The 11,565-nt window shown below is 71.4% G+C and carries 11 protein-coding genes and 1 pseudogene; 4 read left to right on the top strand and 8 right to left on the bottom strand.

What is annotated here, in order from left to right:
• Positions 1 to 176: 176 nt before the first annotated feature.
• The 3 genes from dusB to QM572_RS03080 are packed head-to-tail and all read right to left on the bottom strand — an operon-like array spanning position 177 to position 3,493.
• Positions 177 to 1,349 (bottom strand): tRNA dihydrouridine synthase DusB, encoded by a 1,173-nt coding sequence (dusB, locus tag QM572_RS03090; RefSeq protein WP_415089915.1) that lies wholly within the window; start codon positions 1,347 to 1,349, stop codon positions 177 to 179.
• Positions 1,346 to 2,083 carry a hypothetical protein gene (locus QM572_RS03085; protein WP_415089913.1) on the bottom strand — a complete coding sequence of 246 codons (738 nt, stop codon included), beginning with the start codon at positions 2,081 to 2,083 and terminating at the stop codon, positions 1,346 to 1,348. The genes dusB and QM572_RS03085 overlap by 4 nt, the downstream gene beginning before the upstream one ends.
• Positions 2,084 to 2,086: 3 nt before the next feature.
• Positions 2,087 to 3,493 carry a glycine--tRNA ligase gene (locus tag QM572_RS03080; RefSeq protein ID WP_415089911.1) on the bottom strand — a complete coding sequence of 469 codons (1,407 nt, stop codon included), beginning with the start codon at positions 3,491 to 3,493 and terminating at the stop codon, positions 2,087 to 2,089.
• A gap of 61 nt (positions 3,494 to 3,554) precedes the next feature.
• Here QM572_RS03080 and QM572_RS03075 point away from each other — a divergent pair, with 61 nt between their 5' ends.
• Positions 3,555 to 3,842: a hypothetical protein gene (locus QM572_RS03075; protein WP_415089909.1), complete on the top strand. Its 288-nt coding sequence runs from the start codon at positions 3,555 to 3,557 to the stop codon at positions 3,840 to 3,842.
• Entirely contained in the window at positions 3,835 to 4,236 is a 402-nt protein-coding gene (locus tag QM572_RS03070; RefSeq protein ID WP_415089907.1) for a Fur family transcriptional regulator, read from the top strand. Before QM572_RS03075 ends, QM572_RS03070 begins: the two co-directional genes overlap by 8 nt.
• Before the next feature lie 51 nt (positions 4,237 to 4,287).
• Here the strand turns inward: QM572_RS03070 and QM572_RS03065 are convergent, their stop codons facing one another.
• Genes QM572_RS03065 through recO form a run of 3 tightly spaced genes read right to left on the bottom strand, consistent with a single transcriptional unit; the run spans position 4,288 to position 7,063 of the window.
• A complete protein-coding gene (locus QM572_RS03065) occupies positions 4,288 to 5,055 on the bottom strand; it encodes an isoprenyl transferase (protein ID WP_415089905.1) in 768 nt (255 codons plus the stop codon).
• A gap of 17 nt (positions 5,056 to 5,072) precedes the next feature.
• Positions 5,073 to 6,326 carry a YibE/F family protein gene (locus tag QM572_RS03060; protein WP_415089903.1) on the bottom strand — a complete coding sequence of 418 codons (1,254 nt, stop codon included), beginning with the start codon at positions 6,324 to 6,326 and terminating at the stop codon, positions 5,073 to 5,075.
• A complete protein-coding gene (gene recO, locus QM572_RS03055; protein ID WP_415089901.1) occupies positions 6,323 to 7,063 on the bottom strand; it encodes a DNA repair protein RecO in 741 nt (246 codons plus the stop codon). Before recO ends, QM572_RS03060 begins: the two co-directional genes overlap by 4 nt.
• Before the next feature lie 252 nt (positions 7,064 to 7,315).
• On the opposite strand from recO, the gene QM572_RS03050 reads away from it, so the two are divergent.
• Positions 7,316 to 8,224: an ion transporter gene (locus QM572_RS03050; RefSeq protein ID WP_415089899.1), complete on the top strand. Its 909-nt coding sequence runs from the start codon at positions 7,316 to 7,318 to the stop codon at positions 8,222 to 8,224.
• A 99-nt stretch (positions 8,225 to 8,323) separates the two neighbouring features.
• On the opposite strand, the gene leuA is transcribed toward QM572_RS03050, so the two are convergent.
• Positions 8,324 to 10,081 carry a 2-isopropylmalate synthase gene (leuA, locus tag QM572_RS03045; protein ID WP_415089897.1) on the bottom strand — a complete coding sequence of 586 codons (1,758 nt, stop codon included), beginning with the start codon at positions 10,079 to 10,081 and terminating at the stop codon, positions 8,324 to 8,326.
• Between the two features lie 165 nt (positions 10,082 to 10,246).
• Here leuA and QM572_RS03040 point away from each other — a divergent pair, with 165 nt between their 5' ends.
• Positions 10,247 to 10,642, top strand: coding sequence for a pyridoxamine 5'-phosphate oxidase family protein (locus QM572_RS03040; RefSeq protein ID WP_415089895.1), 396 nt, complete (start codon positions 10,247 to 10,249; stop codon positions 10,640 to 10,642).
• A gap of 104 nt (positions 10,643 to 10,746) precedes the next feature.
• On the opposite strand, the pseudogene QM572_RS03035 reads toward QM572_RS03040, so the two are convergent.
• Positions 10,747 to 11,379 (bottom strand): annotated as a pseudogene (locus QM572_RS03035) (septum formation family protein); the annotation flags it as partial.
• Positions 11,380 to 11,565: the final 186 nt, after the last annotated feature.

Genomic DNA, 11,565 nt, shown 5'->3' with positions numbered 1-11,565 from the left:
GTGGCCACCGTTGCCAGAAGAGCGGCCGGCGCGGCGACGGCTGTGGGCCGCCGGCGGCGTCGGGGCGCGGCGTGGCGCGCAGCGTGCTTTCCGGACATGGCGAAGGACTGTAGGGCATGCGCTTGCTGAAGGCAGCATCCACGCCGAGCCTGTGAGGCGCGCCACGCGGCCTCGGATCAGCCTCCGGAGACGGTGTCCTCGGCGATGTCGAGGCCGGTGCCGTCGGTGTCGTCGAGCCATCCCTCGGGGCAGACGACCTTGTCCCGCGGGGCTCCTTGACGGCCGCGCGGAGCGCCCAGCTCGCTCGCGGGGAAGGGCTCGGAGCGGTCCAGATCGGCCAGCAGCCGGTCGAGATCGGCGAGCGTCCGGACGAGCCCGAGCGTGCGCCGCATCTCTCCCCCGGCGCCGAATCCCTTGAGGTACCAGGTGACGTGCTTGCGGAACTCCTTGCAGCCACGCTCCTCGCCGAGGTGCTCGCAGAGCAGCTCGGCGTGGCGGCGCATCATGTCGGCGACCTCGCCGAGATTCGGCCGTACGGCGGCGTCGGCCCACCCGGCGGGGTCGGCGAAGGCGAGGGCGAGATCGCGGAAGAGCCACGGACGGCCGAGGCAGCCACGACCGATGACGACGCCGTCGACGCCGGTCTCGGCGACCATGCGGAGCGCGTCGGCGGCCTCCCAGATGTCGCCGTTGCCGAGCACCGGGATGGCGCCGCCGACGGCCTGCTTGAGGGCGGCGATGGCGTCCCAGTCGGCGGTGCCGGAGTAGGCCTGGGCGACGGTGCGCCCGTGCAGGGCGATGGCGGCCACGCCGGCGTCGACGGCGATCCGGCCGGCGTCGAGGTAGGTGAGGTGGTCCTCGTCGATGCCCTTGCGGGTCTTCATCGTGACCGGCACGCCATAGGGCTCGGCCGCCTTGACGGCGTGCTCGAGGATCTGGCCGAGGAGCTTCCGCTTCCACGGCAGCACTCCCCCGCCGCCCTTCCTGGTGACCTTGGGCACGGGGCAGCCGAAGTTGAGGTCGATGTGCGCGACGGCGTACTCCTCGCAGAGGATCTGCGCGGCCTTGCCGACGTAGACCGGGTCGGTGCCGTAGAGCTGCACCGAGCGCACCGTCTCGGACTCGTCGAAGACGAGCATGTCGCGGGTGTGCTGGTCGCCCTCGACCAGCCCGCGCGAGGTGATCATCTCGCAGACATAAAGACCATCGGAGCCCTGCGCCCTGGCTTGTTCCAGGCAGAGCGCGCGGTAGGCGGCGTTGGTGATCCCCGCCATCGGCGCGAGGACGACGGGCGTGGCGATCTCGAGCGCACCGAACCGCAGCGGCGCGGTCGGGGCGAGGGAGGTCACGGAGTGATTGTCGCCGACGCGCTCGAGGAGGCGGAATTCGTGGCCGACGCGGTGGCCGAGGAGGAGGTCGAGCCCGTGGCCGAGCTCGTCGGCGACGGCGAGGCCGTCTCCTCGGGGGTCTTCCAGATGATCGGGAGGAACTCCTCGGTCGGTCGGAAGGTCACGCCGGTGAGCTGGCCGCCGTCGGGCACGAGGTAGACCAGGCAGACCTGGGCGATCGCCCCGCGCGCGAACGGCTTCGGGAAGTTGGCCGGGTTGCAGGGCTTGAAGGCGCTGGCGAAAGTGCTCGGCTCGAGGAGCGTGTCGGCCGACGTCTCGCCGTAGAGCGGCACCAGCAGGCCGCCGAGATCGGCGTCGCTGACGTTGGCGATCGACGCCTCCACGAAGTAGGGCACCGACGTCTTGAGGTCGTCGGAGACCTTCCAGTCCTGGAAGCTCTCGGCGAAGGTGGTCGCCCGGATCGCCGTGACGCGGACGTTGAGCGCGCTCACCTCGGTGGACTGCGCCGGCTGCCACGCCACGATCGCCGACGTGCCGACCTCGAGCTCGCTGCCGGGCTCGGAGTAGGCGAGGCCGGTCGGCGCCGCCGACGGGTAGCCCGCCGGGATCGCGGTCGCCGACGCGCTCGCCGAGGACGTCGGAGCGGGCTTGTCGTCGCTGCCTCCGCAGGCGGCGAGCATCAGGCCGGCCGCGACCACGCCGACTCCCGCGACCGAGAGCCGCCCCCCGCGCATCTGTCAGGCTCCCAGGAGGCGGGCGCCGAGGTAGGCCGGCACCTGGTCGAGCGCCACCCGCTCCTGCGTCATCGTGTCGCGCTCGCGGATGGTGACGGCCTGGTCGTCGAGGGTGTCGAAGTCGACGGTGATGCAGAAGGGCGTGCCGATCTCGTCCTGGCGGCGGTAGCGCTTGCCGATGGACTGCGCGTCGTCGAAGTCGATGTTCCAGCTCTTGCGCAGCTCGGCGGCGAGCCCGCGGGCCTTGGGGCTCAGGTCCTCGTTGCGGCTGAGCGGCAGCACGGCCGCCTTGACCGGTGCGAGCCGCGGGTCGAGCTTGAGCACCGTGCGCTTGTCCACGCCGCCCTTCGCGTTCGGCGCCTCCTCCTCGGCGTACGCGTCGACGAGGAAGGTCATCAGGCTGCGGGACAGGCCGGCGGCCGGCTCGATGACGTACGGCGTGTAGCGCTCGCCCGCCGCCTGGTCGAAGTAGGAGAGGTCCACGCCGGAGTGCTTCGAGTGCGTGGAGAGGTCGAAGTCGGTGCGGTTGGCGACGCCCTCGAGCTCGCCCCACTCCGAGCCCGCGAAGTTGAAGCGGTACTCCACGTCGACGGTGCGCTTGGAGTAGTGGCTGAGCTTCTCCTGGGGGTGCTCGAAGAGGCGCAGGTTGTCCTTGTCGATGCCGAGGTCGACGTACCACTGGAGACGGGTGTCGATCCAGTACTGGTGCCACTCCTCGTCCTCGCCGGGCTTGACGAAGAACTCCATCTCCATCTGCTCGAACTCCCGCGTGCGGAAGATGAAGTTGCCCGGCGTGATCTCGTTGCGGAAGCTCTTGCCGATCTGGGCGATGCCGAACGGGGGCTTCATCCGCTGGCTGGTCACGACGTTGAGGAAGTTGAGGAAGATGCCCTGTGCGGTCTCGGGGCGGAGGTAGTGCAGACCGGACTCGTCGTCGATGACGCCGAGGTAGGTCTTGAGCAGGCCGGAGAAGGCCTTCGGCTCGGTCCACTGGCCACGGGTGCCGCAGTCGGGACAGACGACGTCGCTCATGGGCACGTCATCGGGGTTGACCTCCTGCCCCTTCTTCGCCAGCTTCTCGGCGTACGCCTCCTGCAGGTGGTCCTGCCGGTGGCGCCTGTGGCAGCTGAGGCACTCGATGAGCGGGTCGCTGAAGGTGGCGACGTGGCCGCTCGCCTCCCATGTCTGGCGGGGCAGGATCACACTGGAGTCGAGGCCGACGACGTCGTCGCGGGAGGTGACCATCGAGCGCCACCACAGGCGCTTGATGTTCTCCTTGAGCTCGACGCCGAGGGGGCCGTAGTCCCAGGCCGAGCGGGTGCCGCCGTAGATCTCGCCGCACGGGTAGACGAAGCCTCGCCGCTTGGCGAGGTTCACGACGGCGTCGACGGTCTGAGCAGCGTTGGCCATGCGGCGAATCGTAGTGGACATCGACTTGAACATCGTTCTCAACTGACTGAGAATGGTTGTCATGCTCATTCCACTCGCCGAGGTCGAGGGGCAGGGATTCCTCAAGGAGTACTGGTCGATCCTGACCGACCCTGCCCACGTCGCCGTCGAGCTCACCCTGATGCTCATCATCGACGTCCTGCTCGTCGGCCTGGCATGGCCCATGGTGCGCAACTACGTCAATGCGCGGCTGCAGCGCCAGCACGACGAGCTCGACGCCGAGCACGGCATCCACCACCACGACGACCACGTCCACATCGACCGCGGGGCGAAGGTGATCCCGCACGACGAGCACCCCGACCATGCCTGAGTCCAGGTCGGAGGCGCCGCTGCGGCCGACCCGGCAACGGCTCGCGGTGTCGGCGGCGCTCGGCGAGGCGGCCGGGTTCAGCTCCGCCCAGGAGATACGAGACGCCCTGGCGCGGCGGGGCGAGCCGGTCGGGCTGGCGACGGTCTACCGCACGCTGGCGGCGCTGGCCGAGGCCGGCGAGGTCGACATGATGCGCACCGAGGACGGCGAGGCGATCTACCGCCGCTGCTCGGGCACGCACCATCACCACCTCGTGTGCCGCGCCTGCGGACGCGCCGTCGAGGTCGAGGGGCCCGCTGTCGAGCGCTGGGCCGGCGCCGTCGCCACCGAGCACGGCTTCACCGACGTGTCCCACACCCTCGAGCTCGTCGGGGTGTGCGGGGACTGCGCGTAGGAAAGGCCCCACTCGGCGGGAGGAAAGGCCCCACTCGGCGGAGGGGAGGCCCTACTCGGCGGATCCGTAGCGGCGGTCGCGGCTGGCATAGGTCTCGCAGGCGGCCCAGAGGTGGCGGCGGTCGACGTCGGGCCAGAGCACGTCGGAGAAGACCATCTCGGCGTACGAGGACTGCCAGAGCATGAAGTTGCTCAGCCGCTGCTCGCCCGAGCTGCGCCAGACGAGGTCGGCATCGCCGATCTCGGGGACGTAGAGGTAGCGGGAGAAGACCTTCTCGTCGATCTTCGCGGGGTTGAGCCGCCCGGCGGCGACCTCCTCGGAGATCCGGCGGGTGGCGTCGAGCAGCTCGGCGCGACCGCCGTAGTTGACGCACATCGTGAGCGTGCAGACGTCGTTGTCCTTGGTCAGCTCCTCGGCGACCTGCAGCTCCTTGATGACCGAGCGCCACAGTCGCGGCGCCCGCCCCGCCCAGCGGACGCGTACGCCGAGCTCGTGCATCTCGTCGCGGCGCCGGCGGATCACGTCACGGTTGAAGCCCATGAGGAACCGCACCTCGTCGGGACTGCGGCTCCAGTTCTCGGTGGAGAACGCGTAGGCCGAGACGGCCTTGACGCCGAGCTCGATCGCGCCCTCGACCACGTCGAAGAGCGAGGACTCCCCCTCCTCGTGCCCGCGGGTGCGCGGCAGGCCGCGCTCCTTCGCCCAGCGCCCGTTGCCGTCCATGATGATCGCGACATGCCTCGGCACCAGGTCGGGCGGGATGGGCGGCGGGGTCGCGCCCGACGGGTGCGGCGTGGGCTGGCGGACGGGGCGGTTCACAGACGGCGAGCCTACGGCTACCGGGCGCGGCGGCGGCCGGGGCCTGACGCGGCGGTGCCGGCGAGGGAGGAGCCGCGGACCAGCCACACGGCCAGCGCCGTGGTGGCGGGCATGGCGAGCACCAGGCCGAGGCCGCCGGCGAGCGAGCGGACGATCTCCTCGGCCAGATCCTCGGTGCCCAGCAGCGAGACCAGCGAGCGGTCGTAGAGGCCCAGCACGAGCAGCAGCGTGAGTCCGGTGCCGACGTACGCGAAGGCGAGGGTGTAGATGGTCGAGGCGACGTGGTCGCGGCCGATCCGCATCGCGCGGCGGAAGAGCGACCACGACGACAGGTCGGGCGCGAGCTCGTGCAGCTCCCACACCGCGGAGGCCTGGGTGATCGTCACGTCGTTGAGCGCGCCGAGACCGGCGAGCACGATCGTCGCCGCGAGCACCCCGTGGAGGCTGAGGTCGGGCACGGTGGAGGCCAGCGTGGAGCCGGCGTCGTCGACCACGCCGGTGAGCCGGCCCGCGTCGACGGCGACCCAGGCCGTCAGGGCCGTGAGCGCGATGCCGATGACGGTGCCGCCCAGCGCGGCCCCGGTGCGGGCGCTGGGGCCGTGGGTGAGGAAGAGGACGAGGAACATGATGGCGAGCGACGCGACCACGGCGGCGGGCAGCGCGGGGACGCCGCTCAGCAGCGCCGGGACGAGATAGAGCCCGACCACTCCCCCGGCGATCCCGAGGCTGAGCAGGGCCATCAGCCCGCGCAGTCGCGCCACCGCGACCACGACCGCGACGAAGACGGCGGCGAGCACCCACAGCGGCACGCCGCGGTGGACGTCGAGCCACGAGTAGACGACGGCCGAGCCGTCGGCGGGCGCGGTGCGCAGCACCTTCGCCGAGTCGCCCTTCCGCAGCCCGGAGGACGCGACCTCCGGAGCGATCCCGACGAGCTGCGTGGAGCCCTTCTCCGGACCGTCGGCGAGCCGGACCTCGGCCTGCCCGCAGGTGGGCTGGGTGTCCAGCGGCTCGGCGCAGCGCGGCTGGACCCTCTCGACGACCGCGTCCACCTGGGTGACGCCCGGCCCGCTCCACGTCATCGAGCCGTGCACCTTGTCGTACGCCGTCTGGTCGGGCCACCACCGGACGAGCCCGACGACGGTCAGGAGGGCGACGAGGCCGAGGCCGCCCAGCAGTGCGAGGAGCGGCACCGGCGCGACCCGGACGCTGGTCGCGTGGTCATGGCTGTGACCCGCGTGTCCGGCGTGGCCTCCGTGGCTGTGGCTCACCGCTCGACGTAGGCCAGCGACCGCAGGCCGCGCTCGAGGTGCCAGGCGAGATAGTGGGCGACCAGGCCGCTCGCCTCCCGCAGGTGGCGCTGCTCGGCCGCCTCGACGAGCGCCCAGTCGCCGCCGAGCAGCGCGCCGAGGACTCCGAGGGTCTCGGCCGCGGGCGTGGCCGACCCGGGGACGCGGCAGGTCGCGCAGAGCGCGCCGCCGAGGCTCGCGTTGAACCAGCGGTGGTGACTGATCCCGGGGTCGGGCAGGGCCCCGCAGCGGGCGCAGCCCTCGAAGCTCGGCGCGTAGCCGGCGACCGCGAGGGAGCGGAGCAGGTAGGAGTCGAGGATCTGGCCCGGCCGGTGGGCGCCGGTGGCCAGCGCGCGCAGCCCGCCGACGAGCAGGAGGAACTGCTGCACGCTCGGCTCCCGCTCCTCGGCGACCAGCCGGTCGGCGGTCTCGAGCATCGCGGTGCCGACGGTGTAGGTCTCGTAGTCCAGCGCGAGCCGGGCCTGGAACGGGCTCAGGGTCTCGGCCTGGGTGATCGTGTCGAGGTTGCGCCCCTCGGCGAGCTGGAGGTCCACGTGGGTGAAGGGCTCCAGGCGGGAGCCCCAGCGTGACGTCGTACGCCGGACGCCCTTGGCGACGGCACGGACCCGCCCGTGCTGGCGGGTCAGGAGCGTGATGATCCGATCGGCCTCGCCCAGCTTGTGGGTGCGCAGGACGATCGCCTCGTCACGGTAGAGCACTGGTGATCGCCTCCCGAGGCTCGGCACGTGCGGCCCGGGTCTGAACGACGTGGCCCCAGGGTGCGTGCGTTGGGGCCCCCGCGACGAGGCAAGCGAAGCGCGTCGTCGTGGGGACGGGCGCTTGGCGGAGGCGCGAAGGCGGGCCGGAGGCCATCGAGTCGCCGACAACGCCGCGCAGGGCGTGCCCGGAGTGCGGGACGTGCGCCACGTGCGCCGAGTCTCGGGAGGCGATCACTCAACTATTGTGCGCCCATGAGCGTGGTGAAGAGGGAAGGCGCACCGACGCGGCCGACAGGACCGATCAGCGACGCCGCCGCCACCCTCACCGGCGCGGCCCGCGAGGCGGCCGGTCGGCACGGAACCCGTGCCTACAACGCGGTCGACATCGTCGCCGACCGGATCGACCTCGCCGCGGTCGAGGCCGACGACCTCTACCAGAGGATCAGCGGGCGGCAGCACACCTTCGCCTCCTGGGCACTGGTCCTCCTGTCCTGGCTGTCACTCGGGACGAGCCTCTGGCTCCTGTTCTGGGAGCCCGCGTCGCAGCGCTGGCTGGACGGCGTGCGGTACGCCGACTGGGCGCTGTGCGGCCTGCTGGCACTGTCGATCTGCTGGCGGTGGCTGCGCTTCCGGATCGGGCGGAGGTACCTCCGGGCCCGGCTGTGGGAGATCCCGGCGCTGGTGCCGCTGGCGATCCCCGGCTGGACCGAGGCGCACTGGGTGATGTGGCTGGTGCTGCTCGCCCGGATCGCCCGGATGGTCGACCGCACCGACAACTACTTCGGCGACAAGATCGTCGAGCTGGCCATCGAGCACTTCTCCGACCCGATCGTCGACGCGGTCCGCAAGCCGATCACCGTCGCGGTCCTCGACGAGGTCATCGACGTGATCAAGACCGGCACCTACGCCGCCAACGTCCGGGCCGCCCTCGACGAGAACCGTGCCGAGCTGGAGGCGATGATCCTCGAGCTGCTCAAGCAGGACCACGCGACCGGCAAGCTCAGACTGGTGCCCTTCCACGACGACATCGTGAACACCATCTCCGACACCGTGCTGAGGCTCGTCGAGGGCGCCCTGGACGACCCGCGCACCTCGGAGCTGATCAGCGACGTGATCCGCAACTCCGCCGAGCAGCTCCGCCAGGGCGTCCGTGCCCGCTGATCGCCGCCAAGATCGCGCATTTGCGCGACGACACCCCGAGGGATGCGCCGACACGCCGTACACGATCGCGCAAATGCGCGATCTTGGCGGGCGGGAGGGTCAGGCGCGCGGGATGGTGATCGCCTGTGCACGGTTGGCGGCGCAGACGACGGCACGGAGGGAGGCGGTCACGATGTTCGCGTGGATGCCGATGCCCCACACGATCTCGCCGGCGATCTCGCACTCGACGTAGGCCGCGGCGAGCGCGTCGCCTCCGGCCGACAGCGCGTGCTCGGCGTAGTCGAGCACCCGGATCTCCGCGCCGGCCTGGGCGAGCGCGTCGACGAAGGCGGCGACCGGGCCGTTGCCCTCGCCGATGAAGGTGCGCTGCTCGCCGCGGACCCGCAGGTAGACCTCCTGCCGGTCGCCCTCGGGACCGGTGACGGAGTTCCACGACTCGAGCGCGTAGGGCTCGTCGCGCTCGAGGTACTCCCCGGAGAAGATCGACCAGATCTGGTCGCCGGTGATCTCGCCGCCCTCGGTGTCGGTGTGCGCCTGCACGACCCGGCTGAACTCGATCTGCGCGCGCCGCGGCAGGTCGAGGGAGTGCTCGTTCTTGAGCAGGTAGGCCACACCGCCCTTGCCGGACTGGCTGTTGACCCGGATGACCGCCTCGTAGGTGCGGCCGACGTCCTTGGGATCGATGGGCAGGTACGGCGCCTCCCAGCCGATCTCGGAGACGGGGACGCCCGCCTCGGCGGCCTTGCGGTCGAGATCCTCCAGGCCCTTCTTGATGGCGTCCTGGTGGGAGCCGGAGAAGGCGGTGTAGACGAGGTCGCCGGCGTACGGGTGGCGGGGGTGCACGGTGATGTTCGTGACGTACTCCACGGTGCGGCGGATCTCGTCGATGCCGCCGCCCACGGTGAAGTCGACCTGCGGGTCGATGCCCTGGCTGAAGAGGTTCATGCCCAGGGTGACCAGGTCGACGTTGCCGGTGCGCTCGCCGTGGCCGAAGAGGCAGCCCTCGACCCGGTCGGCGCCGGCCATCAGGCCCAGCTCGGTCGCGGCGACGGCGGTGCCGCGGTCGTTGTGCGGGTGGAGGCTGATCGCGGAGTGCTCGCGGCGGGTGAGGCCGCGGCCGAAGTACTCGATCTGGTCGGCATAGGTGTTGGGCGTCGACATCTCGACCGTGGCCGGCAGGTTGAGGATGATCTCGCGGCCGGCCTCGGGCTGCCAGACGTCGGAGACGGCCTCGCAGACCTCGAGCGCGAAGTCGGTGCTGGTCTGGGTGAAGATCTCGGGGCTGTACTGGTAGCCGAACCGCTCGTCGCCGACCAGCTCGCCGACGTACTGCTCGGCGTACTTCATCACCATCTCGGTGCCGCGCGTGGCGATGCCGATGCACTCCTCGGGGCTCACCTTGAAGACGACGCGACGGAAGAGCTCGGCGGTGGCGTTGTAGAGGTGGATCGTCGCGCGCGGCGCGCCGGCCAGTGACTCGGCGGTGCGCTCGATGAGATCCTCGCGGGCCTGGGTCAGGACGGAGATCTGGACGTCGTCGGGGATGCGGTCCTCGGTGATGAGACTGCGGACGAAGTCGAAGTCGGCCTGGCTCGCGCTCGGGAAGCCGACCTCGATCTCCTTGTAGCCCATCGCGACGAGCAGCTCGAACATCCGCAGCTTGCGGGCGGGCGTCATCGGGTCGATGAGTGCCTGGTTCCCGTCGCGCAGGTCGGTGGAGAGCCACCGGGGCGCGCGGGTGATGGTGCGATCGGGCCAGGTGCGGTCGGGCACGACGACGGGCTGGAAGGCCGTGTAGCGGCCGTACGGCATCGGCGACGGCTTCTGCTGGTTGCTGGTGTTGCTCAGGTTGGTCATGGGTTCTTCCTCGGCTCAAAGGGATTGTGCCGGGCGCGCAGGCGACTCCGCGGACGAGGGGGTCCGGCTCTCAGACCTCGCCGCGGCAGCTAAGCAGGAGGAGCGTGCTGCGCATCATGACGAGCCTCATGGTACCCGATTGACGAGACCTGCTTGACTTGCCCCATGGCGCAGCTGGTGGAGATCGGTGAGAAGGAGAGCTGGGAGCTGCTCGCGGAGCGGCCCATCTGCCGGGTCGGGTGGAACGGGTCCGACGGGCCCGACGTGCTTCCGCTCAACTACGTGGTGTTCGACGGCGCCCTGTGGCTGCGCACCTCGGCACACTCGGCGCTCTCCCAGGAGATCGACGACACCCAGGTCGCGATCCTCGTCGACCGGCTCGACGACGACGCCGAGGTGGGCTGGAGCGTCCAGGTGCGTGGCGTGGCCGAGGTTCACTACAGCGTGGACACGGTCCCGCCGGAGGTCCAGAACCTCCAGACCTGGGCGGGCGGCGCCCGGCCGCTGTGGATCAAGGTCAAGCCGACGGCGATCAACGGCCGCCGCCTCTCCGCCGACTGACGCTCCGCCCGCGGCGTAGGCGCGTGCGGCCGCAAGGCGGAGGAGGGAAGGCGGCCTAGGAGCGAAGCGGCCGCCGACCGACGACAACGCGGCGGACGCTCCGCCTACGTCGCGGGTGCCCAGCAGAGGCCGTAGGTCTGGCCGGAGTCCCACTGCGCCTGGGTCGGCCACTCATAGCTCCACGTGTAGTCGTTGGCGTCGGCGGCGACGTCCTTGCCCGCGTCCTTGCAGATCGCCTGCCCGGCCTCCTTGGCGGCCGCCTCGCCCGGATAGTCGCCACCGCCGTCGCCCGTGCCGGTGATGGCGACGACCTTCAGCGCGCGCCAGGTGTGCTTCCGGCCGCAGGGCAGCCGCTCGAAGCCGTCGGAGCCCGGCGCGGCCGTGCCGCACATCGCCTCGTCGCCGGCGCCGTCCGCGAGCGCCCCCTTCAGCGACCGGTCCAGGGTGGCGAGCTCGCCCCCGCCGGCCACGGCGATGACGTCGCAGCGGAGCCAGTCCGCACCGGCGTCGGAGTCCTCGACGGTCGGGGTGAACCAGACGGCACGGATCATGGAGAGCCGCAGGTCGTCCTCGCTCCCCCCGACGTACGACGACAGCTTGGCCGGACAGGTGCGCGCGCTCTGCCGCTGGACGCGGGTGGAGTCGACCGCGAGCAGGTGCCCGTCGACGAGGCTGGAGAGCTGGCCGACGTAGAACGTCTCGGCGGTGTGGGCCTGCTTGCACGAGACCGCGCCGGTGGGCTCCGACGCCGCCGTCGGGGAGACGGCCTCGGCGTACGTGAGGGTGTAGCAGGCGTGGCCGGGCGGGGTCGGCGCGGCGGTGGCGTGCGGCGGTGGGGTGGGCTTCGCGGCCGCACGCCACCGCCGCGCCGACCCCGCCCGGCCACGCCTGCTACACCCTCACGTACGCCGAGGCCGTCTCCC

The sequence above is a fragment of the Nocardioides sp. genome, from assembly GCF_047607365.1.
Lineage (GTDB): Bacteria > Actinomycetota > Actinomycetes > Propionibacteriales > Nocardioidaceae > Nocardioides.
Note: the sequence above shows the minus strand (reverse complement) of the source record. Positions and strands in the feature narration are given on the sequence as shown.